This window comes from Erwinia aeris (genome assembly GCF_041224955.1).
Classification (GTDB): Bacteria; Pseudomonadota; Gammaproteobacteria; order Enterobacterales; family Enterobacteriaceae; genus Erwinia; species Erwinia aeris.
Genome location: NZ_JBGFFX010000008.1, coordinates 193,497 through 216,377, shown reverse-complemented (window position 1 = coordinate 216,377; position 22,881 = coordinate 193,497). Strand labels below are relative to the sequence as shown.

Sequence of the window (22,881 nt, the reverse complement as noted above, 5' to 3'; positions counted from 1 at the left end):
CCCTCAAAAGTTAGTTAGTGGCGCCGTAATCGCGCGCGCCAAATATGGCGGTGCCAATGCGCACCATGGTCGTACCTGCCTCAATAGCCGCATCCATATCGTCGCTCATCCCCAGAGAGAGCGTGTCGACGGAGGCATAACTCTTTTTCAGTTCGCTAAAGGCTGCCGCCATCCGGCGACAAACGGCCAGCTGGTGCTGATAATCCGCCTCCGGCGCGGGGATCGCCATCAGGCCGCGCAGCGTTAAACGCGGCAGCTGAGCGATCTCGCGGGCCAGATCCGGCAGCGCAGCCAGCATGATGCCAGATTTACTCTGCTCGTCGCTGATATTTATCTGGATCAGCACATTCAACGGCGGTAAATCGGCCGGACGCTGTTCGTTCAGCCTGGCGGCAATCTTCAGCCGATCCACCGTATGGCACCAGGCAAAGTTTTCCGCTACCAGCCGACTTTTGTTGGATTGCAGCGGCCCGATAAAGTGCCACGCCAGCGCGGAATTGTTAAGCGCCTGGATTTTATCGACGCCTTCCTGCACGTAGTTTTCGCCAAAGGCAAGCTGGCCCGCCGCCGCCGCTTCTTCGACCGCGCTCGCAGGTTTTGTTTTGCTCACTGCAAGCAGCGTAATTTCTGCTGGATCGCGGCCGCATCGTGCGGCTGCCGCTGAGATCCGCTCGCGTATCTGCTGTAAGTTGTGCTGAATCGGGGTCATAGTCAGGGAGTTAATATGGATATTGAGGAATTAGTGGCGCTTAGTGTAAAGCATAACGCCGGGGATCTGCACCTCTGTAGTGGTCATTATCCGTTCTGGCGGCTGGCCGGCAGGCTGGAGGCGATACCGGGCGGTCTTCCTGCCAGCGACGAGCTGCTGCTAAAAATTAGTCAGGCGTGGCTGGATGCCGATCAGCAACGCGAATTCGCTCGCGCAGGCCAGCTGGATTTCGCGCTGACGCTGGCCGACGGCACGCGGCTGCGGGCGAATCTGTTCCGACAGCGGCGGGGTATTTCGCTGGCGCTGCGCTTTATCACCAGCCGCTGTCCCGAGCTGGCGGAGCTGGATCTACCGCCGATAGTAAAGGAGCTGCTCCGGCTGCAGGACGGGCTGGTATTGGTGACGGGCGCGACGGGCAGCGGCAAATCAACCACGCTGGCTGCGCTTATCGGCGCGATTAACCAGCAGCAGCACCGCCATATCCTGACGCTGGAAGATCCGGTGGAGTTTATTCACCGCAGCGAGCGATCGCTGATCCAGCAGCGGGAGATAGGCCGGCACTGCGTCTCTTTCAGCACCGGGCTGCGGGCGGCGCTGCGCCAGGATCCGGATGTCATCCTGCTGGGCGAGCTGCGCGATAGCGACACCATCCAGCTGGCTTTGACGGCGGCAGAAACCGGGCATCTGGTGCTGGCGACGCTGCACACGCGCGGCGCGGCGCAGGCGGTGGACAGGCTGGTGGACGTTTTTCCCGGCGCGGAGAAAAACCTGATCCGCAGCCAGCTGGCCGGCAGCCTGAAAGCGGTGATTGCGCAAAAGCTGGTGCCGGGCGTGACCAGGGGTCGGGTAGCGCTGTTTGAGGTGCTGATTAATACCCCAGCCACAAGCAGCTTGATTCGCGAGGGCAAAACGCATCAGCTACCGGGCGTGCTGCAAACCGGCGCGCAGCTGGGTATGCAGACGTTTGAGCAAAGTTTGCAGGCGCGGCGGCAGGCCGGGCTGGTGGCGTGATTTCAGGTGAAGACGGAGGTGTAACGGAAAGCGGGGCCGGTAGCGTAATGGCAGGCGTTACTGGCAAGTGGAGCTGGAGAAGTAATGGCAATCGAGACTGGCAGCCGCTGGTGCTGGGGCGTGGCGGCAATCGAAACGGGCGGGTGGCGGTGCTGGTGGCGTAACGTTAAGCGGTGCTGCTGGCGTAACGTTAAGCGGGACTGGTGCACGAGCCGGGCGACGTTACGCGGCCCGGCGGTAAAAGTGAAGCGATAAACGAGCCGACTAGCTCCACGCGTTCTCAAACCAGCTTTCGAGGATGATCACGGCCGAAAGGGAATCGACGCTGCCCTTGTTCAGCGCCCGAAAGCCGCCGCGTGAAAAGAGGTCAGCCCTGGCTTCCACGGTGCTGAGGCGCTCATCGTGCAGCTCTACCTTGACGCCAAAGCGGCCGTGCAGCCGGTTGGCAAATTTGCGCGCTCTGGCGGTTAGCGGCTGTTCGGTGCCGTCCATATTTAACGGCAGACCGACCACAACATGATCCGGCTGCCACTCTTTCAGCAACGCCTCGATTTTGCTCCAGTCGGGCGTGCCATCCTGCGCTTTTAACGCGGGAAGCGGGCGGGCGGTGCCGGTAAGCTGTTGGCCTATCGCCACGCCGATGCTTTTGGTGCCGAAATCGAAGGCCAGCAGAGTAAGGTGGCTCATCAGGCGTGTCCAACATCGCTGGTGATATTGTGAATATCCACGCCGATGCTTTTCGCCGCTTCGCGCCAGCGTTCGGCCACGGGCGTTTTAAACAGAATATTGCTGTTGGCCGGAATGGTCAGCCAGGCGTTTTCCAGCAGCTCGTTTTCCAGCTGGTCTTTCTCCCAGGCGCAGTAGCCCAGCGCGACCAGTACGCTTTCCGGCTGCTCCGGCGTGCCCAGCGTTTCCAGCACGTCGCGGGAGGTGGTGATCACCGTATTATCGGAAACGCGAATGCTGGACGCGTAGGTATGCTGAGCCGAGTGCAAAATAAAACCGCGATCTTCTGCCAGCGGGCCGCCGGCAAAAACCGGCTTGTCGAGTTTGACTTCGGGTTCGCGCGGGGTTGGCATAATTTTTAACTTCTTAAGAATGCCGTCGACGGTAAGATTTTCCATCGGTTTATTAACGATAATACCCATGGCGCCTTCGTCATTGTGTTCGCAGATATAAACAACCGAACGTTTGAACAAAGGATCCAGCAGCGTGGGCATGGCAATCAAAAAATGATGCTGTAAATTCATATCAGGATTCTGTAGTCGGGTTGCCCGCCTGTGGTAAAGGCCGCAGGCGAACAACAGGGTTAGCACGAAGGCCCGTCAATCCTTTTCTTATCAGGCCAGTCGTTTTTCAATCGCATCCATAAGCATACCAGTAATTGAAATCGGGAATGCGGCCTCGATCTCACGTATGCAGGTCGGGCTGGTCACGTTAATTTCCGTCAGCTTGTCGCCAATGATATCCAGGCCGACAAAAATCAGGCCCTTTTGCTTCAGCATTGGGCCGACGCGGCGGGCAATTTCCCAGTCGCTTTCGGACAGCGGACGCGCTTCGCCACGGCCGCCAGCCGCCAGGTTGCCACGCGTTTCGCCCGATTTGGGAATGCGAGCCAGGCAGTAAGGTACGGGTTCACCATCCACCACCAGCACGCGCTTGTCGCCTTCTTTAATCGCTGGCAGATAGTTCTGCGCCATGCAGTAGAAGCTGCCGTGCTCGGTCAGCGTTTCAATAATCACCGACAGGTTTGGATCTTCCTGCTTCACGCGGAAAATAGAGGCGCCGCCCATGCCGTCCAGCGGTTTCAGGATAATGTCGCCGTGCTCCTGCCAGAAATCGCGGATCTGCTGCGCGCTGCGGGTCACCAGCGTGTCCGGCGTCAGCTCAGCAAACCAGGCGGTATAGAGCTTCTCGTTGCAGTCGCGCAGGCTCTGCGGCTTATTCACGATCAGCGTGCCTTTTTCTTCCGCGCGCTCAAGGATGTAGGTCGCATAGATAAATTCGGTGTCGAAAGGCGGATCTTTACGCATCAGCACTACGTTCAGGTCGGCCAGCGCAATATCCTGCTCGCTGCCGAACTCGTACCATTTGTCGTAGTTTTGCTCAACGCTCAACAGACGCGTTGCGGCGCGCGCTTCACCGCCGCGCAGATAGAGATCTTTCATCTCCATATAGTGAATTTCATAACCGCGGCGCTGTGCTTCCAGCAGCATCGCGAAGCTGCTGTCTTTTTTAATATTGATGGCGCTAATCGGGTCCATCACAATGCCAAGCTTAATCATTAGTCTCTCCAGTTGAGCTTTCTTGCCTGCCGTTTTTCTCGTCAGTGCCTGTTATCAGCCTAAATCGCCAAACCGCACCTGAAGGGCGGTAATGGCGGTTAGCGCGGTGGTCTCCGTGCGCAGCACGCGAGGCCCTAAAAGGATATCGGTAAAGCCGTAGCGCGCCGTCATCGCGATCTCATCCGCCGTCAGGCCGCCTTCCGGGCCAATCAGCAAACGGACGCGTTCCACGGGCTGCTGCAGGGTATTGATGCTTTGGCTCGCTCTCGGGTGCAGATTGAGCTTCAGGCTGCTGTCCTCTTCGGCGCTCCAGGCCTCCAGCGTCATTGCTTCACGCACCTCCGGCACGCGATTTCTGCCGCACTGCTCGCAGGCGGCAATCACAATTTTTTGCCACTGCTGGATTTTTTTCGCCAGCCTTTGGGCATCAAGCTTTACGCCACAGCGCTCAGAAAACAAGGGGGTGATGCTGTTTACGCCCAGTTCCACCGCTTTTTGAATGGTGAACTCCATCTTCTCGCCGCGCGACATCACCTGGCCTAAATGCAGGTGAAGCGGGGATTCACGGCACTCTTCGCGACTTTCCTGCACGGCGACGCGCACATTTTTCTTATCCGCCTGCACGATTTCGGCGCTAAATGTCAGATTAGTACCATCGAACAATTCCAGGCGCTGACCGGCGTTCATCCGCAGTACGCGTCCTACGTGATTTGCCGCTTCTTCGTTGAGGAAAACTTCACTGCCGACGACCAGCGGTTCGGCATGATAAATGCGGGGTATACGCATGGGGATCCTGATAAAAGTAACTGGCCGCGGCGGGCGCGGCCAAGACATGCTGTCCAGTTTAGGCCACAGATTTTACCGCTGGCAAGCACGCTGTACATAGGGGTTGTGGTTGCCCTGGACTTTTGCGATGCGGTTATCGCGCTCGCATTCCCAGGCGGTAACCGGATACTGCTTGTCCCAGACCGTCATCAGCTGAGTCTGCTGTTTCGACATCGCAATCTGGTACTGGTCGCGCATATAGAACCAGGTGCGGGCGATGGCGCCGCGCGCGCGCGCTGGCGGTTCAGCCTGCTTGTTCTTGAAGTCGATCTTCATTTCGCACTGGCCGTACTGATGCTCGCTGCCGTTCCACTGGCTGTACATAAAGTTGCCGCGATCGCCGTTAACCTCGCCGATGGCGGGCTGCAGGTTATGCAGATCGGACTCTATACGGCGATAGCCCGCGTCTTTGGCGCACTGTTTTCTGCCGCCATCCTGCCAGCACTGGCGCTGGTGGCCGAAAGTCCAGGCGGGCACCACGTGCTCCCACTCAATGCGGTTAGCGCGGTTGGCGTTTTTGCGCACCTGATAGCCGCAGGAGGCGAGGTCCGGCACGCCTTTTTTCCCCTGCCAGTTAATTTTACAGCCGCAGTAAAAAGAGCCTGGCGCATCGGCATTGATTTGCGCGGCATAGGCTTTTGCCTGGCTGAAATTATTCTGATGGTAGTTGTTGGGGCTTAACCCGTGGGCAAAGAAGGCGGTCAGCAGCGAAAAGCAGCCAATAATTTTGCGTAACATAGTCCGGTTTTCTGTCAGTCAATAAAGCGGCGAGAGTAGCAGAAGCGCCGGATAACAGGAAATCGTCGCGTGCTTTATCAGCGCTTTTTTTGACGCCAGGCCGATTTTTATACGGGCGTAAACGTGCCGGGCAGCAATTTTTCGCCACAGTGAACGCAGCGGTATTCGCTTTCGCCACGCGTGACCCGGTTATGACGGCGTACGGTCAGCTGATGCTGCTGACAGCGGCAGCGATAGGGGAAAGCGCGGCTGCGCACCGATTCGATAGCAAACTGGTGGGTGCGTCGTGCAGGCACGCCCAGCACGCTTTCCATCATCCACTTCCACTCTTTGCCATGCGGCGCCACGCGGCCAAACTGTTTCCATACCAGCAGATGCGCCAGCTCGTGCGGCACCACTTCATTGATAAAAGCTTCCTGATTTTCCAGCAGCAGCACCGGATTCAGGCGGATCTCCCAGGCTTCCAGCCAGGCGGTGCCCGCAGCCGTACCGCGCTGCTGATAAACCAGCTTTGGTTCAGGATAGTGACGTTCAAGGCGCTGATTAGCCTGCTGCAGCTTGTCGCGCAGCGAACGCATCACGGCCTGTTGTAGGGCTATTGGAAGTCGAGGGGATTTCATGGTGCAGAGGATACGACGTGAGGCAGGGGAATTCAATGAAGCTGGCCGGGTTGCCCCGGCCAGTGAAGCTTAGTCGCGCTGACCGATGTCGCGCAGCTTTTTGCCGCTTAACAGGTTGCGTTCGATATGCTCAAGAGAAACGTTTTTGGTTTCCGGGATCAGCATAATAGTCAGAATGATAAAGAGGATATTCAGACCTGCGTAGACCCAGAAGGTATTGGCGTTGCCCAGCGTGTTCAGCATGGTCAGGAAGGTCGCCCCGACGATCATGTTGGCAATCCAGTTGGTCGCCGTAGAAACGGTGATACCAAAATCGCGGCCTTTCAGCGGCTGAATTTCAGAACACAGTACCCAGATCAGCGGGCCGGCGCTCATGGCGAAGCCGATGATAAACATCAGCAGCATAGCGATAGCAAAGTACTGTGCACCGGCAGAGTGAATGCCGATATGCAGCATGGTACCCAGCACGCCCATACCGATCGCCATGACCAGGAAGCCCAGCTTCAGGGTCGGCTTACGGCCCCAGCGATCCACCAGACCGATAGCGATAAAGGTCGCCAGCACGTTGATCAGACCAACGATAACGGTGCCCCACATCTGCTCGGTGGTATTGGTAAAGCCGGCAATTTCAAAAATTTTCGGCGCGTAGTACATGATGACGTTCATACCGGTGAACTGCTGCATAACCTGTAGCAGAATACCCAGCCAGACCGCACGGCGGAAATTACCGTTGTTTTTGAACAGATTCCAGCCGGACTGTTTGATCTTCAGGCTTTCACGAATTTCATCCAGCTCGCGTTTTGCCTGCTCGCTGGTGTCGCGCAGGCGATCCAGCACGCGCTGCGCATCGCGGAAGTTGCCTTTCGCCGCCAGCCAGCGCGGGCTGTTAGGCAGGAAGCAGACGCCGACCAGCAGCAGGGCCGCCGGGATAGTGATAATGCCCAGCATCCAGCGCCATTCGCCGGTGTAGCTGAACGCGGTATCGGAGAGATAGGCACCCAGAATACCGATGGTGATCATCAGCTGGTACAGCGAGATCATGCTGCCGCGAATTTTTTCCGGTGCGATTTCAGAAAGGTAAAGCGGAGCGGTAAAGGAAGCCACGCCGACGGCCAGGCCCAGCAGCACGCGCGCCACAATCAGCATATCCGCGTTTCCCGCCATGGCTGACCACAGCGAGCCGATAACGAACAGCACGGCGCCAATCATCAGGCTCTTTTTACGACCGAGGTAAGAGGACATCCAGCCGCTGCCGACGGCGCCGACGGCGGCACCGAACATCATCGAGCTGACAATCCATTCCTGCTGGTGGGCAGTGACGTTGAAATCTTTCGCAATGAAAGGTAAAGCGCCGGCAATCACGCCGATATCCAGCCCGAAAAGCAGGCCGGCGAGTGCGGCGAGTAAACATACGAACAAGGTCATCGCCTTGTTGGATGTTCTGCTCTGTTTCTTATTATCAGGCATGAAGCCTCCATATTAGTGGTACTGTATATTGTTTTTATAAATGTTAAAAAAACCCGGCGCGAAAGACTGTGCGGGCGATCACACGGTGTAATCGGTTACACACCAGATCTTTCTGAAAACAGTGGTTTTCATACGCGCTTACGCTTTATAACCGTTCAGGCATAGCACTAAATAGCTTCTCCTGGTTCCCTGCTGGCCCTCTATCGGACAGCGCTGAAAATAGCGCATTCCCGCTACTCTTGTTAAGGCTGGAAATTCTTAATTATCAGATGCTGCCTGATGTTTCTGGATGTAACCGTTAACATGCGGGGCGACGAAGGCCTGCAAAAGTGTATACGGAGTTTACCAATCTGCCAGCCAGCGGGCAGCAAAAAGGGCACCCTTTAGGTGCCCTTGATGCGATAGGTAAAACCTTACTTCAGGCCAGCCGCTTCGCGCAGCTGTGCGGCCTTGTCGGTTTTTTCCCATGGGAAGTGCTCGCGGCCAAAGTGACCGTAAGCCGCAGTTTCGCGGTAGATTGGGTGCAGCAGATCCAGCATCTGGATCAGGCCGTAAGGACGCAGGTCGAAGAACTCGCGTACCAGCAGCGTCAGCTGTTCGGTAGAGATTTTTTCTGTACCAAAGGTTTCTACCATGATGGAAGTCGGTTCCGCAACGCCGATGGCGTAAGAAACCTGGATTTCACAGCGATCGGCCAGGCCGGCAGCCACGATGTTCTTGGCCACGTAGCGTGCCGCGTAGGCTGCGGAACGGTCAACTTTTGACGGATCCTTACCGGAGAACGCGCCGCCACCGTGACGAGCCATGCCGCCGTAGGTGTCCACGATGATTTTACGACCGGTCAGGCCGCAATCGCCCATCGGGCCGCCGATAACGAAACGGCCGGTCGGGTTGATATGGTATTTGGTACCGGCGTTGATCCATTCAGCTGGCAGAACCGGCTTGATGATCTCTTCCATCACCGCTTCCTGCAGTGCTTTCTGATCGATATCTTCTGAATGCTGCGTAGAAAGCACTACCGCGTCGATACCAACGATTTTGCCCGCATCGTACTGGAAAGTGATCTGGCTTTTCGCATCCGGACGCAGCCACGGCAGGGTGCCGTTTTTACGCACTTCGGACTGACGCTGCACCAGACGGTGCGCGTAGGTCACCGGCGCAGGCATCAGCACGTCGGTTTCGTTGGTGGCATAGCCGAACATCAGGCCCTGATCGCCCGCGCCCTGTTCCAGCGGATCGGCGCGATCCACGCCCTGGTTGATATCCGGTGACTGTTTGCCGATAGCATTCAGCACCGCGCAGGAGTTGGCATCAAAGCCCATGTCGGAATGAACATAGCCGATTTCACGCACGGTATTACGGGTGATCTCTTCGATATCTACCCATGCGCTGGTGGTGATTTCGCCACCGACCAGCACCATGCCGGTTTTTACGTAGGTTTCACAGGCGACGCGGGCTTTCGGATCCTGCTCAAGGATGGCATCCAGCACGGCATCAGAGATCTGGTCGGCGATTTTATCGGGATGGCCTTCTGAGACGGACTCGGAAGTAAAAAGGTGTTTAGCCATTTATTCTTTACCTTACTGAAACGGGTTGGGATCGACTGCATAGCGCTAAAAAGAAACGGTGTTCTCTCTCTGCGCCCCCTCAGGCAAAGCCATGAGCAGTACAATAATTTAATTTAAGACGCTTAGAAGTTAACCAGTATAGATGGATTCACATCTGGACGGCTATTTTAGGTTACTCGTTAAACAGATTGCCAGCATTTTTTATCGGAAACAACCGGGGAATTTTGTAAAAATTACCGTGTCCCTTGTTGTTCCTTACATTTAAATTTTGCATTCCTGTCGTGCTGATTGTATAAAACGCCGCTGCTGTAAGCCGGGTTTGCCGGTATCAGCGGCAGGCGCGTCAGCGAGAGGACTTTTCGCTGGCCTTTTCCTCCCGGTTTCCCCAAGCGGAGCTGAATACGGTCATGATCGCAACCGGTTCATTGCGCCATTCCGGCGCACGCAGACTCTTCCTGTCCTGTTTTCCTGCCTCGGCGCCGTGCCGATGTAGCGCCGGTCGTGATGCCGGCATTTAATGTCGATAATCTCCTCCTTCTCGTTTCTCAGCGCAGCTGGGTGCCGGAGTCCGCGACGTGTTTAATGTTATACTTCTGATATCGCCTGGTGCGGTTCCTCAGCGTTTTATGCTGGGATGCCCGGTAGTCGATGGGTTGTTGTCGTGGGTTTTCCCTGCGATAGTAGTTAACTGTTCCGCATCATTGAAATTCGAGGCTCGCGATGTCTGACGACAGCAAGATGATTAAGGGTTCGTCAGCAGGCGAACAGGGTGTACTCCGCTCAATGCAGGAGGTGGCCATGAGCGATCAAGATGCCAGCAAAATGCTGCGCACCTACAATATTGCCTGGTGGGGCAATAATTATTACGACGTCAATGAGCTGGGGCATATCAGCGTCTGTCCCGATCCCGACGTGCCGGAAGCGCGCGTCGATCTGGCCCGGCTGGTTAAAGAGCGCGAGGCCGAAGGGCAACGCCTGCCCGCGCTGTTCTGTTTCCCTCAAATTTTACAGCATCGCCTGCGCTCCATTAACGCAGCGTTTAAGCGCGCGCGGGAATCCTACGGCTATCGCGGCGACTATTTCCTGGTCTATCCGATCAAGGTTAACCAGCATAAGCGCGTGATCGAATCGCTGATCAACTCCGGCGAGCCGCTGGGGCTGGAAGCGGGCTCCAAAGCGGAGCTGATGGCGGTGCTGGCGCACGCGGGCATGACCCGTTCAGTGATCGTCTGTAACGGCTACAAAGACCGTGAATATATTCGTCTGGCGCTGATCGGCGAAAAGATGGGCCACAAAGTCTATCTGGTGCTGGAAAAGATGACCGAAGTGAAGCTGGTGCTGGAAGAAGCGGAACGCCTGAACGTGGTGCCGCGTCTTGGCATCCGCGCGCGCCTGGCCTCGCAGGGCTCCGGCAAATGGCAGTCCAGCGGTGGCGAAAAGTCCAAGTTTGGCCTGTCCGCTACGCAGGTGCTGAAGCTGGTTGAGATCATGCGCGAAGCCGGCAGAATGGAAAGCCTGCAGCTGCTGCACTTCCACCTCGGCTCGCAGATGGCGAATATCCGCGATATCGCCACCGGCGTACGCGAATCGGCACGTTTCTATGTCGAACTGGCGAAGCTGGGCGTCAACATCCAGTGCTTCGACGTGGGCGGCGGCCTGGGCGTGGACTATGAGGGAACGCGTTCCCAGTCCGACTGTTCGGTCAACTACGGCCTGAACGAATACGCCAACAACGTGATCTGGGCTATCGGCGATGCGTGTGAGGAGCACAATCTGCCGCATCCGACGGTCATCACCGAATCAGGTCGTGCGGTTACCGCGCACCATACCGTGCTGGTTTCCAACATCATCGGCGTGGAACGCAACGAGTTTATTACGCCGGAGTCGCCGCCAGCGGATGCGCCTCGCCCGATTATCAGCCTGTGGGATACGTGGCAGGAGATGCACGAGCTGAACAATCGTCGCTCGCTGCGTGAATGGCTGCACGATAGCCAGATGGATCTGTTTGATATCCATACGGGCTACTCTCAGGGCATTTACAATCTGGAGCAGCGCGCCTGGGCCGAGCAGCTTTACCTGAGCGTTTGTAACTACATTCAGCAGCATCTGGATCCGGGTAACCGCGCGCACCGTCCGATTATCGACGAGCTGCAGGAGCGTATGGCGGATAAGATTTACGTCAACTTCTCGCTGTTCCAGTCCATGCCGGACGCGTGGGGCATCGATCAGCTGTTCCCGGTGCTGCCGCTGGAAGGGCTGGATAAAAAGCCGGAGCGCCGCGCCGTGTTGCTGGATATTACCTGTGATTCAGACGGCACCATCGACCACTATGTGGACGGCGACGGTATCGCTACCACCATGCCGATGCCGCAGTACGACGTGGATAATCCGCCGATGCTGGGCTTCTTTATGGTCGGCGCGTATCAGGAAATCCTGGGCAATATGCACAACCTGTTCGGCGATACCGAAGCGGTTGACGTTTATGCTTACGCGGATGGGCGTGTTGATGTGCAGCTGTCGGACGAAGGCGATACCGTAGCGGACATGCTGGAATACGTGCAGCTGGATCCGAACGAGCTGCTGACGCATTTCCGCAAGCAGATTGCCGAATCCGATCTGGACGATGAGCTGCGCGCGCAGTTTATCGAAGAGTTTGAAGCGGGCCTCTACGGCTACACTTATCTGGAAGATGAGTAAGCCTTAGCCGCGCGGTCGGGCGGCGCTTTTTCCGCCTGACAACCTGAACCCAATCCCTTTCTCGTCGGGCCTAACGACGCGACGGGGATTTTTTTTAGCTATAACAGCAAGGCCAGCCTGGCCGACAGCAAGAGAGGGGCTTATGTATAATACTCTGGGCAACCAGTACGATAACTCTTTGGTTTCCAATGCTTTTGGTTTTATGCGTTTTCCGGTTAACTTCCAGCCGTACGACAGCGACGCCGAATGGGTGATCACCGGCGTACCGTTTGACGCGGCCACGTCCGGCCGTCCCGGCAGCCGCTTAGGGCCGGGCGCCATCCGTCAGATCTCCACTAACCTGGCCTGGGAAGGCTGCCGCTGGCCGTGGAATTTCGATCTGCGTCAGCGTCTGAACGTCGTTGACTGCGGCGACCTGGTTTACGCTTTTGGCGATTCGCAGGATATGAGCGACAAATTGCAGGCCCATGCGGAGAAGCTGCTGGCTAACGGCAAACGCATGATGACCTTTGGCGGCGACCACTACGTCACGCTGCCGCTGCTGCGCGCGCACGCGAAACACTTCGGCAAAATGGCGCTGGTGCATTTTGATGCGCATACCGATACCTATTCCAACGGCCCGAAGTTCGACCACGGCACCATGTTCTACACCGCGCCGCAGGAAGGGCTGATCGATCCGACGCGCTCCGTGCAGATTGGTATTCGCACCGAGTTCGATGCATCGCTGGGCTTCAATGTGCTGGATGCGGCGCAGATTAACGATCGCAGCGTCGACGATATCATCGCACAGGTGAAAGAGATCGTGGGCGATATGCCTGTTTATCTGACTTTTGATATAGACTGTCTGGATCCGGCTCACGCGCCGGGCACGGGCACGCCTGTTGTCGGCGGTCTGACCTCGGACAAAGCAACTAAGCTGGTGCGCGGTCTGCAAGGGCTGAACATTGTGGGCATGGATCTGGTGGAAGTCGCGCCGGGCTATGACCAGTCCGATATCACTGCGCTGGCCGCCGCCACGCTGGCGCTGGATATGCTGCACGTTCAGGCTGTGAATAAAGGCGAGTAATCGTCGAAAGGGGCCAGCCGCAGGGCTGGCCTTGTTCAGGCTTATTTTCCGGCTTCGATGCGCGCTTTAATATGCGCCGCGCGGGATTCGGAAGAAGGGTGAGAATCGAACATGGTGCTCGCGCTGCCGCCTTCCAGCTTCGCCAGTTTCTCAAAGCTGGTTTCCAGACCCAGCGGGCTGATACCGCGTTTTTTCAGCAGATCGAACGAGTAGTCGTCCGCCTGTGACTCCTGTTTTTGTGAGAACTGCGCGTTAACCAGCTTTTCGCCCAGATCGCCCAGCTGCGACTGCGACAGCGTAGCGGCAATACCGCCAACGGATGCGGCCGCGGTACGCGCTGCGGTGGTGCCGTAAGCGACCTGCATCGCGCGGCGGGTATGGCCCAGCGCCACGTGGCCCATTTCATGGCCCAGCACGCCTTCCACTTCGTTGTCCGTCATCATATCCATCAGGCCGCTGTAAACGCGGATACAGCCGTTGGCCATCGCCCAGGCGTTGACGTCTTTGGTCAGGTAAACCTTATAGTTAGCAGGCGTGCCGTTGATGTTATCGCCAAGCGCGGCGGCGATTTTATTCAGGCGCTGGGTGTAAACGCTGTCGGCGGGTGCAATCTGCGCTTCGCTGTCCATTTGCTCGCACGATTTTACGCTCAGCTCTTTTACCTGCGCGTCGCTAAGCGAAGCGGCCTGATAAGCCTGCGCGCCAGACTGCAACAGCGCGTTGCTGTCAAAATTCTGACAGCCGGTCAGTGCGGTAGCGACGGCCAGCGCCATCAGAGAAGCGGGTATTTTCATATTTCCATCCATTAGATAACAAGGTAATAAAAACAAACACCTGCCGTTAAAGGCAGGGAATAAGACTGGCACTATGTTAACTTCCTGCGCGCTAATGCATAGTTCCAACGTCTGAAAAACGCAAGTATGGCCCTGTTTTTTTGCACTTTTCGCCATGTACATTCGGCTGCTCTTTCATGTACATTGAGGGTCGTCTTTTGCAGCTTTGCCTGATAACTCATTGATTAAAATAGGTTAAGGACGGCGAAGCCTTTAATCCGACCTGGAGTAGAACATGTCTTCTCGTAAAGAGCTTGCGAACGCCATTCGCGCATTAAGTATGGATGCTGTACAGAAAGCGAAATCCGGCCACCCTGGCGCGCCCATGGGCATGGCGGATATTGCCGAAGTGTTATGGCGTGATTTCCTGAACCATAACCCAACCAACCCGCTGTGGGCCGACCGTGACCGCTTCGTGCTGTCCAACGGCCACGGCTCAATGCTGATTTACAGCCTGCTGCACCTCTCTGGCTACGATCTGCCGATTGCCGAGCTGGCGAACTTCCGTCAGCTGCATTCCAAAACTCCAGGTCACCCGGAATACGGCTACACCGCCGGCGTTGAAACCACCACCGGCCCGCTGGGGCAGGGCATCGCCAACGCCGTGGGTATGGCTATCGCCGAGCGCACGCTGGCCGCGCAGTTCAACCGTCCAGGCCATAACGTTGTCGATCATAATACCTACGTGTTTATGGGCGACGGCTGCATGATGGAAGGGATCTCGCACGAAGTTTGCTCGCTGGCCGGTACGCTGAAGCTGGGCAAGCTGGTGGCTTTCTATGATGATAACGGCATCTCGATTGATGGTCACATCGACGGCTGGTTCACGGACGATACCGCACAGCGTTTTGAAGCCTACGGCTGGCACGTGGTGCGCGGCGTGGACGGCCACGACGCGGAAGCGATCCGCAAAGCGGTTGAAGAAGCAAAAGCGGTCAGCGACAAGCCTTCACTGCTGATGTGCAAAACCGTAATTGGTTTCGGCTCGCCGAACAAAGCTGGCACGCACGATTCCCACGGCGCACCGCTGGGCGACGAAGAAATCGCGCTGACCCGTAAACAGCTGGGCTGGCACCACGCACCGTTTGAAATCCCTCAGGATATCTACGCGCAGTGGGATGCCAAAGAAGCGGGCAAGGCGAAAGAAGCGGCCTGGAACGAGAAGTTCGCGGCCTATGCCAAAGCTTATCCCGAGCTGGCTCTGGAGTTCCAGCGCCGCACCAAAAACGAGCTGCCGGAAAACTGGCAGGCCGAGTCGCAGAAATTCATTGAGCAGCTGCAGGCCAATCCGGCCAAAATCGCCAGCCGTAAAGCCTCACAAAACGCGCTGGAAGCTTTCGGCAAGCTGCTGCCGGAATATCTGGGCGGCTCCGCCGACCTGGCGCCAAGCAACCTGACCATGTGGTCTGGTTCTAAGCCGATCAACGAAGACGCGGCGGGCAACTATATTCACTACGGCGTGCGTGAGTTCGGCATGACCGCTATCGCCAACGGCATTACGCTGCACGGCGGTTTCCTGCCGTATACCGCCACCTTCCTGATGTTTGTGGAATATGCGCGTAACGCTGCCCGTATGGCCGCGCTGATGAAAATCCGTCAGGTGATGGTCTATACCCACGACTCTATCGGTCTGGGTGAAGATGGCCCGACGCACCAGCCGGTTGAGCAGCTGGCCAGCCTGCGCGTCACGCCGAACATGAGCGTATGGCGTCCGTGCGACCAGGTTGAGTCTGCGGTAGCCTGGAAATATGCGATTGAGCGTCACGACGGCCCAACCGCGCTGATCTTCTCCCGCCAGAACCTGGCGCAGCAGGATCGCAGCGCCGAGCAGCTGGCTAACGTGGCTCGCGGCGCCTATATCCTGAAAGATTGCGACGGCACGCCGGAAGTGATCCTGATTGCGACCGGTTCTGAAGTGGAGCTGGCGGTTGGTGCTTACGAGAAGCTGAGCGCGGAAGGGCGTAAGGCGCGCGTGGTGTCCATGCCGTCTACCGATGCTTTCGACAAGCAGGATGCGGCCTATCGTGAAGCCGTACTGCCGAAAGCGGTTGGCGCGCGCGTGGCGATTGAAGCCGGTATCGCCGATTACTGGTTCAAATACACCGGCCTGCATGGCGCGGTGGTTGGCATGACCACCTTTGGCGAGTCGGCACCGGCCGAGAAGCTGTTTGAAATCTTCGGCTTCACCGTAGACAACGTGGTCGCTAAAGCGAAAGAGCTGCTGTAATAAACCGGGTTCGCCTGTGCAAGCAGGTGAACCTTCCTGGCAATCGCTTAAGCCGTAATCAATCCGGTTCGCCTGTGCAAACAGGCGAACCTTTTTACCTACTGCGCGGTGTCCCGCAAATGGAAATCCTGGCTGGGCGGTATCACCGGCTCCGCAAAGCTTTTCACCACGTTGCTTTCCGGCTCTCTTTCCGTCTTATAAGGCTTGGACTGGCCATAAAATTTACCCTGCTGGTTGATCGAAAGCGATTCGCACTCGATGGTGCCATCCATAAATCCGTTGGCGTTAATGGCCACCTCCCGACTACAGCATAATCCTTTCAGCTCGCCGCTGATTTCGGTGCGCTGCGCCCAGATTTCCCCTTCGACCCGCCCATCTTTCTGCACAAAAACGGTTTTTTCTGAATTCACCTTACCGTTAACGCTGCCGGTGATATGAATATCGCCTGCGGCGCTGATTTCACCTACGATGGTGCAGGTATCCGGGATGGTGGTGGTGCCTGTGGCAGGCGCGCTGGCGACGCTGACGACGGTTGCGGCAGAGACGCTTTCTTCAAATTCGCTGTCCATTAGCGAAGCGGAAGAGGGCGGCACGGGCGAAGTGTAATTCAGCGGAGCGCTGGGTTGACGGGGATTCTCTTTACGTTTGAACATCGCTATTTCCTTATTTAACGTGAATTTCCTGAAGGCAAGCCAGGTAAAAATGGCGGAGGCTGCGGCCATTAACAGTCCCCGATGCTGGCGGATCAGCAACAGCGTTGTCGCCCAGCTAAGGGAATAGACGAGCAGCGCTGAAGCCCAGATAATCCAGAGATACCAAAGCAAGTTGTAATTCATATTCCGGCACGGTTAGTGACCAGAGAGTGGACGCCAGATCTTTCCCGATCTCGCTACAGCCAGCCGCGCTTTTACCGGCGCTCTGCTGTGGGCGTCTCCTTCCTGGAAACGGTTGTCAGAGAGAAAATTCTGATATTTACCTGCAAAAGTAAGAAAATTCCGTTGATCGTGTCGCTAACTGGTTACTTGAAAGTAAATATCAGTAAAAGTTACTTTACTACTTTGTTGAGCGTTGTTGGCCTGTTTTTTATACAGAACCTTATCTAAATGTGATGCAGGTCAGATTTTTAAACTGTGGATTGATCTGGCGCATTCCAATTATTCCGCATTGTCTTTATTGTAGCTGAACCGTTTCAACAAGCATTGGCACTGACCTCTTTCCGTGGGAAAAACGGCCCGGTAACGCAAAAATTCCCTGTACAAACGGGAACGCCTGGCTCAGGCTAACGCTCCGGTTTTGCACAGAATTTGGATGCAGGAGTGATATGACGGTTCGTATTGCCATCAACGGTTTTGGACGCATTGGGCGCAACGTGCTGCGCGCGCTTTATGAAACCGGACGCCGCGCGGAGATTACCGTCGTGGCGGTTAATGAGCTAGCGGAAGCCGCCGGCATGGCGCATCTGCTGAAATATGACACCAGTCATGGCCGTTTTGCATGGGACGTTCGTCAGGAGCGGGATCTGCTGTGGATAGGCGAAGATCCTGTGCGCATTCTGCATCGGGCCGCTATCGCCGATCTCCCCTGGAAGGAGCTGAACGTGGATGTGGTGCTGGACTGCACCGGCGTCTGGGGCAGCCGCGAAGACGGCGAAGCGCACCTTGCCGCCGGGGCGAAAAAAGTCCTGTTTTCCCATCCGGGCGGCAACGATCTTGACGCTACCGTGGTTTACGGCGTCAATGAAAAAGCGCTAAAGGCCAGCGACCTGATCGTCTCTAACGCCTCCTGCACCACTAACTGTATTATTCCTGTGATTAAGTTACTGGATGATGCTTTCGGCATTGAGTCGGGAACGGTCACCACCATCCATTCCGCCATGCACGATCAGCAGGTTATTGACGCTTACCATACTGATTTGCGCCGCACTCGCGCAGCCAGCCAGTCGATAATTCCGGTCGATACTCGCCTTGCTGCGGGTATCGCGCGTATTTTTCCGAAATTCAATGACCGTTTCGAAGCGATCGCCGTGCGTGTACCGACAATCAACGTGACCGCCATTGATTTAAGCGTCAGCGTCCGCACGCCGGTAAAGGCCTGCGAGGTGAATGCGCTGCTGCGAAACGCATCAGAAAAAGCATTTAGTGGTATAGTTGACTATACGGAACTACCGTTAGTCTCCATTGATTTTAACCACGATCCGCACAGTGCCATTGTGGACGGCACGCAAACGCGGGTCAGCGGACAGCACCTGATCAAAACGCTGGTCTGGTGCGACAACGAATGGGGCTTTGCTAACCGAATGCTCGACACGACGTTAGCCATGGCCGCCAGCGGTTTCAGCCAGGGCGCGGACTGCGCCTTTAAAATTTAGAGAATCAACGAGAGGACTCACCATGTCAGTAATTAAAATGACCGATTTGGATCTTGCCGGGAAACGCGTACTGATTCGTTCTGATTTAAACGTGCCGGTTAAAGAGGGCAAAGTCACCTCTGACGCACGTATCCGTGCTTCACTGCCAACCATTGAAGCCGCGCTGAAACAGGGTGCGAAAGTGATGGTCACTTCTCACCTGGGCCGCCCGACCGAAGGCGAGTACAACGAAGAGTTCTCCCTGCTGCCAGTAGTTAACTATCTGAAAGAAAAACTTTCTTCTCCGGTTCGTCTGGAAAAAGACTACCTGGAAGGCGTTGATATCGCCGAGGGCGAGCTGGTAGTGCTGGAAAACGTTCGTTTTAACAAAGGCGAAAAGAAAGACGACGAGGCGCTGGCGAAAAAATATGCCGCGCTGTGCGACGTCTACGTGATGGACGCCTTCGGCACCGCGCACCGCGCCCAGGCTTCCACGCATGGCGTGGGGAAATTTGCGCCGGTAGCCTGCGCTGGCCCGCTGCTGGCCGATGAGCTGGAAGCGCTGGGTAAAGCGCTGAAAGAGCCTGCTCGTCCAATGGTGGCGGTGGTTGGCGGTTCTAAAGTTTCCACCAAATTCGACGTGCTGAACTCGCTGGTGAAAATCGCCGATACGGTGATCGTAGGCGGCGGCATCGCCAACACCTTCGTGGCTATCGACAACAAGGTGGGTAAATCCCTGTACGAGCCGGATTTCGTGGAAGCTGCGAAAAAACTGCGCGACGAATATAAAATTCCTGTGCCAACCGACTCCCGCGTCGGCACGGAATTCTCTGAAACTGCGCCTTCAACCGTGAAGAAAGTCTCCGAAGTTAAAGATGATGAAGAGATCATGGACTTTGGCGACGAAACCGCAGAAGCCATGGCTAAGTTGTTGAAAGAAGCCAAAACTATTCTGTGGAATGGCCCGGTGGGCGTGTTTGAATTCCCGAACTTCCGCAAAGGCACCGAAATCGTGGCGAAAGCCATTGCCGACAGCGACGCATTCTCTATCGCAGGCGGCGGTGATACGCTGGCTGCCATCGACCTCTTCGGCATTGAAGATAAGATTTCTTATATCTCTACCGGCGGCGGCGCTTTCCTTGAGTTCGTGGAAGGTAAAAAACTGCCTGCGGTAGCTATGCTGGAAGAACGCGCGAAACAGTAACCTCTGGGGCGGAGGGCTGCCTCCGCCAGAATGATTTGCCCCTTAAGGCGCAACATCTTTTCCTACTGCCGACGAAACAGGACAAAAGACATGTCTAAAATTTTTGATTTCGTAAAACCAGGCGTTGTCACCGGTGACGACGTACAGAAAATCTTCAAAGTCGCAAAAGAGAACAAATTCGCACTGCCAGCGGTTAACTGTGTCGGCACCGATTCCATCAACGCCGTGCTGGAAACCGCCGCGAAAGTTAAAGCGCCGGTTATCATCCAGTTCTCCAACGGTGGCGCGGCGTTCATCGCCGGTAAAGGCCTGAAGTCCGATAAGCCGCAGGCTGCAGCCATCCTGGGCGCAATCTCCGGTGCGCATCACGTGCATCAGATGGCGGAACACTACGGCGTGCCGGTTATCCTGCATACCGACCACTGCGCGAAAAAACTGCTGCCGTGGATCGACGGTCTGCTGGACGCGGGCGAAGCTCACTTTGAAAAAACCGGTAAGCCGCTGTTCTCTTCTCACATGATCGACCTGTCTGAAGAGTCGCTGGAAGAAAACATCGAAATCTGCAGCAAGTATCTGGCGCGTATGTCAAAAATCAACATGACGCTGGAAATCGAACTGGGCTGCACCGGCGGTGAAGAAGACGGCGTTGATAACAGCCATATGGATGCTTCCGCACTGTACACCCAGCCGGAAGACGTGAACTACGCTTACGAAAAACTGAACGCAATCAGCCCGCGTTTCACTATCGCGGCCTCTTTCGGTAACGTTCACGGCGTGTATAAGCCAGGCAACGTTAAGCTGACGCCAACCATCCTGCGTGATTCTCAGGAATATGTGACCAAAAAACATAACCTGGCGCACAACGCGCTGGACTTCGTTTTCCACGGCGGTTCCGGTTCTTCCGCTGCTGAAATCGAAGAGTCTATCAGCTACGGCGTGATCAAGATGAACATCGATACCGATACCCAATGGGCGACCTGGGACGGCATCCTGCAGTACTACAAAAAGAACGAAGGTTATCTGCAGGCGCAGCTGGGCAACCCGGAAGGCGCTGATAAACCAAACAAGAAATACTACGATCCGCGCGTATGGCTGCGCTCTGCTCAGACTTCCATGATTACTCGTCTGGAGCAGGCGTTTAAAGAACTGAACGCGGTAGACGTACTGTAATTTTCTCGTTCTGAACAGAAGGCTCCCTCGCGGAGCCTTTTTTTATGGGCAAATTTTAGAACGTCAGCGAAGTTTGCCTTCTGCATTTCTGTAAATATTGGCGCGGCTATCGGCTTTTCCCTTATTAAAAACCCTGCAAAAAAAGCGCCTTTGCGGTAACAAATTATTAATTTGCCTCGTTATTTGGCACCAGACAGCATTTTTAGTTACGCTTGAGGTTTGGGATGCCAGCCTGGACTGGCAGTCTGCTTACTTCCCGGCGGGGAACAACAACAGGATAAGCAAATGGAAGATTTGAACGTAGTCGACGGCGTTAACCGCGCTGGCAGCTGGCTGGTACACAATCAGGCGCTGCTGCTGAGCTATGCGGTAAATATTGTAGCGGCCATTATCATCCTGATTATCGGGACTATCGTAGCGCGTATCATTTCAAAAACGCTGAACAAGGTGCTGCGCGCTCGTCATATCGACGCCACCGTAGCCGATTTCCTTTCGGCGCTGGTGCGCTATGCCGTGATTGCGTTTACGCTGATTGCGGCGCTTGGGCGCGTAGGCGTACAGACGGCGTCGGTTATCGCCGTGCTGGGTGCCGCAGGTCTGGCCGTCGGTCTGGCTTTGCAGGGCTCGCTCTCCAACCTGGCAGCTGGCGTGCTGCTGGTGACTTTTCGTCCATTCCGCACCGGTGACTTTATCGATATCGGCATTATGGGCACCGTACAACAGGTACAGATTTTCTCTACCACGCTGAAAACCGCGGACGGCAAAACCGTTGTGGTGCCAAACGGTAAAATTATCGCCGGCAACATCGTAAACTTCTCTCGCGAGCCGGTTCGCCGTAATGAATTTATCATTGGCGTCTCCTACGATGCCGACGCGGACCAGGTTCTCAAACTGCTGCGCGAAGTGGTGGATGCCGATCCTCGCGTGCTGCAGGATATGGGCGTACAGATTGGCCTGAACGAGCTGGCAGCTTCGTCGGTTAACTACGTGGTGCGCTGCTGGAGCAACGCGGGCGATCTGCAAAACGTATACTGGGATCTGATGAAGAACTTCAAGCGCACGCTGGATGCCAACAATATCGGTATCCCTTATCCGCAGATGGATGTGCACCTGCATCAGACGGCCGAGACAAAAAGCGACGCTGCTCAGACTGCTGCGCCAGTACAGGCAAAGGCAGAGTAGTGTTAGCCGGTTGAGCCTGACGGCTTGCTCATCATGCAAAAGAAAAGGCGGACTGCGGTTCGCCTTTTTACCGATCGTTATCATTAGCTAAGTTTATGGAGTATTAGAATCTTCAATTTCCTCTAATGATGCTGTCGCTATACACTCGCCGCCAGCTGAAACCGTTTGAGGAAGACTCTATGTTTGCCGTTTTTCTGCAGGGCATGGCGCTGGGCGCCGCGCTGATCCTGCCGCTGGGGCCGCAGAATGCTTTTGTGATGAACCAGGGCGTGCGCCGCCACTACCATTTAATGACCGCCGCGCTTTGTACGCTGAGCGATATCCTGCTGATTTGCGGTGGCGTGTTCGGTGGCAGCGCGCTGCTGACCCATTCCACCCTGCTGCTGAACCTGGTAACCTGGGGCGGCGTACTGTTTCTTTTGTGGTACGGCTGGGGGGCGCTGCGTACCGCCTTCAGCGGCGATGTGGCGCTGGCGTCATCGGAAGCGATGAAGCAGAGCCGTTGGCGTATTATCGCCACCATGCTGGCCGTAACCTGGCTGAATCCGCACGTCTATCTCGATACCTTTGTGGTGCTGGGTAGCCTGGGCGGCCAGCTTCCGGCAGAAGCGCGCAAATGGTTTGCACTGGGATCGGCCTGCGCCTCGCTAATCTGGTTTTTCGGCCTGGCTATCCTTGCCGCCTGGCTGGCACCGCGTCTCAATACCACCAGGGCGCAGCGTATTATTAATCTGCTGGTGGGGCTGGTGATGTGGCTGATCGCCCTGAAGCTGGCGCTGCAGGCGCTGAATATCTGGTAAACACGGCCGAACTCATTCCAGGAATTAAGGTCATAGTCTGGCAGGTACAATCGCACTAAGATGCGAACTGATGGATAAATTGTGGAAGCCGGTACGCTGTAGTCAGGCCGGCTTCTTCTGCTATGACTGAAG

22 protein-coding genes are annotated in these 22,881 nt (G+C 56.0%); 11 read left to right on the top strand and 11 right to left on the bottom strand.

Annotated elements, in window-relative coordinates; all coding sequences use genetic code 11:
- Positions 1 to 10: 10 nt before the first annotated feature.
- Positions 11 to 709, bottom strand: a complete 699-nt coding sequence (locus tag AB6T85_RS14760) for a YggS family pyridoxal phosphate-dependent enzyme (RefSeq protein ID WP_253458593.1) — start codon at positions 707 to 709, stop codon at positions 11 to 13.
- A gap of 15 nt (positions 710 to 724) precedes the next feature.
- Between AB6T85_RS14760 and AB6T85_RS14755 the strand changes: the two genes are divergently transcribed.
- Together AB6T85_RS14755 and AB6T85_RS14750 are read left to right on the top strand one after the other, a co-directional pair.
- Positions 725 to 1,720: a type IV pilus twitching motility protein PilT gene (locus AB6T85_RS14755; protein ID WP_253458596.1), complete on the top strand. Its 996-nt coding sequence runs from the start codon at positions 725 to 727 to the stop codon at positions 1,718 to 1,720.
- Positions 1,721 to 1,804: 84 nt separating this feature from the next.
- Positions 1,805 to 1,975, top strand: coding sequence for a hypothetical protein (locus tag AB6T85_RS14750; protein WP_369895970.1), 171 nt, complete (start codon positions 1,805 to 1,807; stop codon positions 1,973 to 1,975).
- A 9-nt stretch (positions 1,976 to 1,984) separates the two neighbouring features.
- Here the strand turns inward: AB6T85_RS14750 and ruvX are convergent, their stop codons facing one another.
- The 8 genes from ruvX to metK form a co-directional block, all read right to left on the bottom strand.
- Entirely contained in the window at positions 1,985 to 2,407 is a 423-nt protein-coding gene (ruvX, locus tag AB6T85_RS14745) for a Holliday junction resolvase RuvX (RefSeq protein ID WP_125287317.1), read from the bottom strand.
- Entirely contained in the window at positions 2,407 to 2,970 is a 564-nt protein-coding gene (locus tag AB6T85_RS14740) for a YqgE/AlgH family protein (protein ID WP_125287318.1), read from the bottom strand. Before AB6T85_RS14740 ends, ruvX begins: the two co-directional genes overlap by 1 nt.
- A 90-nt stretch (positions 2,971 to 3,060) precedes the next feature.
- Positions 3,061 to 4,005, bottom strand: a complete 945-nt coding sequence (gene gshB / locus AB6T85_RS14735) for a glutathione synthase (RefSeq protein WP_125287319.1) — start codon at positions 4,003 to 4,005, stop codon at positions 3,061 to 3,063.
- 54 nt (positions 4,006 to 4,059) lie between these two features.
- Positions 4,060 to 4,791, bottom strand: a complete 732-nt coding sequence (rsmE, locus tag AB6T85_RS14730) for a 16S rRNA (uracil(1498)-N(3))-methyltransferase (RefSeq protein WP_369895968.1) — start codon at positions 4,789 to 4,791, stop codon at positions 4,060 to 4,062.
- 72 nt (positions 4,792 to 4,863) lie between these two features.
- On the bottom strand, positions 4,864 to 5,568 hold the full coding sequence (gene endA / locus AB6T85_RS14725; RefSeq protein WP_253458605.1) for a deoxyribonuclease I: 705 nt from the start codon (positions 5,566 to 5,568) through the stop codon (positions 4,864 to 4,866).
- A 107-nt stretch (positions 5,569 to 5,675) separates the two neighbouring features.
- Positions 5,676 to 6,188 (bottom strand): SprT family zinc-dependent metalloprotease, encoded by a 513-nt coding sequence (locus tag AB6T85_RS14720; protein ID WP_301730064.1) that lies wholly within the window; start codon positions 6,186 to 6,188, stop codon positions 5,676 to 5,678.
- Between the two features lie 69 nt (positions 6,189 to 6,257).
- Positions 6,258 to 7,655: a sugar porter family MFS transporter gene (locus AB6T85_RS14715; RefSeq protein ID WP_253458610.1), complete on the bottom strand. Its 1,398-nt coding sequence runs from the start codon at positions 7,653 to 7,655 to the stop codon at positions 6,258 to 6,260.
- A gap of 413 nt (positions 7,656 to 8,068) precedes the next feature.
- Positions 8,069 to 9,223, bottom strand: a complete 1,155-nt coding sequence (gene metK, locus AB6T85_RS14710) for a methionine adenosyltransferase (protein ID WP_253458613.1) — start codon at positions 9,221 to 9,223, stop codon at positions 8,069 to 8,071.
- Positions 9,224 to 9,849: 626 nt separating this feature from the next.
- Between metK and AB6T85_RS14705 the strand changes: the two genes are divergently transcribed.
- From AB6T85_RS14705 to speB, 3 genes are all read left to right on the top strand, one after another.
- Positions 9,850 to 9,951, top strand: a complete 102-nt coding sequence (locus AB6T85_RS14705) for a hypothetical protein (protein WP_367317868.1) — start codon at positions 9,850 to 9,852, stop codon at positions 9,949 to 9,951.
- Entirely contained in the window at positions 9,944 to 11,920 is a 1,977-nt protein-coding gene (gene speA / locus AB6T85_RS14700; RefSeq protein WP_125287325.1) for a biosynthetic arginine decarboxylase, read from the top strand. Before AB6T85_RS14705 ends, speA begins: the two co-directional genes overlap by 8 nt.
- Positions 11,921 to 12,062: 142 nt before the next feature.
- On the top strand, positions 12,063 to 12,986 hold the full coding sequence (gene speB / locus AB6T85_RS14695; protein ID WP_125287326.1) for an agmatinase: 924 nt from the start codon (positions 12,063 to 12,065) through the stop codon (positions 12,984 to 12,986).
- A gap of 41 nt (positions 12,987 to 13,027) precedes the next feature.
- On the opposite strand, the gene loiP is transcribed toward speB, so the two are convergent.
- The gene (gene loiP / locus AB6T85_RS14690; protein ID WP_125287327.1) at positions 13,028 to 13,780 is read right to left on the bottom strand and encodes a metalloprotease LoiP; all 753 of its coding nucleotides are present in this window, start codon (positions 13,778 to 13,780) and stop codon (positions 13,028 to 13,030) included.
- A 274-nt stretch (positions 13,781 to 14,054) separates the two neighbouring features.
- On the opposite strand from loiP, the gene tkt reads away from it, so the two are divergent.
- Positions 14,055 to 16,046 carry a transketolase gene (tkt, locus tag AB6T85_RS14685; protein ID WP_253458618.1) on the top strand — a complete coding sequence of 664 codons (1,992 nt, stop codon included), beginning with the start codon at positions 14,055 to 14,057 and terminating at the stop codon, positions 16,044 to 16,046.
- A gap of 98 nt (positions 16,047 to 16,144) precedes the next feature.
- Here the strand turns inward: tkt and AB6T85_RS14680 are convergent, their stop codons facing one another.
- Positions 16,145 to 16,882, bottom strand: coding sequence for a bactofilin family protein (locus AB6T85_RS14680; RefSeq protein ID WP_369895967.1), 738 nt, complete (start codon positions 16,880 to 16,882; stop codon positions 16,145 to 16,147).
- Positions 16,883 to 17,367: 485 nt separating this feature from the next.
- Between AB6T85_RS14680 and epd the strand changes: the two genes are divergently transcribed.
- From epd to argO, 5 genes are all read left to right on the top strand, one after another.
- Positions 17,368 to 18,414 (top strand): erythrose-4-phosphate dehydrogenase, encoded by a 1,047-nt coding sequence (gene epd, locus AB6T85_RS14675; protein WP_253458624.1) that lies wholly within the window; start codon positions 17,368 to 17,370, stop codon positions 18,412 to 18,414.
- A gap of 22 nt (positions 18,415 to 18,436) precedes the next feature.
- Positions 18,437 to 19,597 (top strand): phosphoglycerate kinase, encoded by a 1,161-nt coding sequence (pgk, locus tag AB6T85_RS14670; protein ID WP_253458627.1) that lies wholly within the window; start codon positions 18,437 to 18,439, stop codon positions 19,595 to 19,597.
- Positions 19,598 to 19,687: 90 nt separating this feature from the next.
- Positions 19,688 to 20,767 carry a class II fructose-bisphosphate aldolase gene (fbaA, locus tag AB6T85_RS14665; protein ID WP_125287332.1) on the top strand — a complete coding sequence of 360 codons (1,080 nt, stop codon included), beginning with the start codon at positions 19,688 to 19,690 and terminating at the stop codon, positions 20,765 to 20,767.
- Between the two features lie 285 nt (positions 20,768 to 21,052).
- Positions 21,053 to 21,949 (top strand): small-conductance mechanosensitive channel MscS, encoded by an 897-nt coding sequence (gene mscS, locus AB6T85_RS14660; protein WP_301253209.1) that lies wholly within the window; start codon positions 21,053 to 21,055, stop codon positions 21,947 to 21,949.
- A 179-nt stretch (positions 21,950 to 22,128) separates the two neighbouring features.
- Positions 22,129 to 22,749: an arginine exporter ArgO gene (gene argO / locus AB6T85_RS14655; RefSeq protein WP_301253210.1), complete on the top strand. Its 621-nt coding sequence runs from the start codon at positions 22,129 to 22,131 to the stop codon at positions 22,747 to 22,749.
- Positions 22,750 to 22,881 lie beyond the last annotated feature (132 nt).

Coding starts and splice junctions, on each gene's coding strand:
- AB6T85_RS14705 (WP_367317868.1), top strand. CDS start 9,850: ATGCTGGGATGCCCGGTAGTCGATGGGTTGTTGTCGTGGGTTTTCCCT.
- AB6T85_RS14715 (WP_253458610.1), bottom strand. CDS start 7,655: ATGCCTGATAATAAGAAACAGAGCAGAACATCCAACAAGGCGATGACC.
- ruvX (WP_125287317.1), bottom strand. CDS start 2,407: ATGAGCCACCTTACTCTGCTGGCCTTCGATTTCGGCACCAAAAGCATC.
- pgk (WP_253458627.1), top strand. CDS start 18,437: ATGTCAGTAATTAAAATGACCGATTTGGATCTTGCCGGGAAACGCGTA.
- rsmE (WP_369895968.1), bottom strand. CDS start 4,791: ATGCGTATACCCCGCATTTATCATGCCGAACCGCTGGTCGTCGGCAGT.
- AB6T85_RS14760 (WP_253458593.1), bottom strand. CDS start 709: ATGACCCCGATTCAGCACAACTTACAGCAGATACGCGAGCGGATCTCA.
- endA (WP_253458605.1), bottom strand. CDS start 5,568: ATGTTACGCAAAATTATTGGCTGCTTTTCGCTGCTGACCGCCTTCTTT.
- fbaA (WP_125287332.1), top strand. CDS start 19,688: ATGTCTAAAATTTTTGATTTCGTAAAACCAGGCGTTGTCACCGGTGAC.
- AB6T85_RS14755 (WP_253458596.1), top strand. CDS start 725: ATGGATATTGAGGAATTAGTGGCGCTTAGTGTAAAGCATAACGCCGGG.
- mscS (WP_301253209.1), top strand. CDS start 21,053: ATGGAAGATTTGAACGTAGTCGACGGCGTTAACCGCGCTGGCAGCTGG.
- epd (WP_253458624.1), top strand. CDS start 17,368: ATGACGGTTCGTATTGCCATCAACGGTTTTGGACGCATTGGGCGCAAC.
- AB6T85_RS14740 (WP_125287318.1), bottom strand. CDS start 2,970: ATGAATTTACAGCATCATTTTTTGATTGCCATGCCCACGCTGCTGGAT.
- argO (WP_301253210.1), top strand. CDS start 22,129: ATGTTTGCCGTTTTTCTGCAGGGCATGGCGCTGGGCGCCGCGCTGATC.
- metK (WP_253458613.1), bottom strand. CDS start 9,223: ATGGCTAAACACCTTTTTACTTCCGAGTCCGTCTCAGAAGGCCATCCC.
- loiP (WP_125287327.1), bottom strand. CDS start 13,780: ATGAAAATACCCGCTTCTCTGATGGCGCTGGCCGTCGCTACCGCACTG.
- speB (WP_125287326.1), top strand. CDS start 12,063: ATGTATAATACTCTGGGCAACCAGTACGATAACTCTTTGGTTTCCAAT.
- gshB (WP_125287319.1), bottom strand. CDS start 4,005: ATGATTAAGCTTGGCATTGTGATGGACCCGATTAGCGCCATCAATATT.
- speA (WP_125287325.1), top strand. CDS start 9,944: ATGTCTGACGACAGCAAGATGATTAAGGGTTCGTCAGCAGGCGAACAG.
- AB6T85_RS14750 (WP_369895970.1), top strand. CDS start 1,805: ATGGCAATCGAGACTGGCAGCCGCTGGTGCTGGGGCGTGGCGGCAATC.
- AB6T85_RS14680 (WP_369895967.1), bottom strand. CDS start 16,882: ATGAATTACAACTTGCTTTGGTATCTCTGGATTATCTGGGCTTCAGCG.
- AB6T85_RS14720 (WP_301730064.1), bottom strand. CDS start 6,188: ATGAAATCCCCTCGACTTCCAATAGCCCTACAACAGGCCGTGATGCGT.
- tkt (WP_253458618.1), top strand. CDS start 14,055: ATGTCTTCTCGTAAAGAGCTTGCGAACGCCATTCGCGCATTAAGTATG.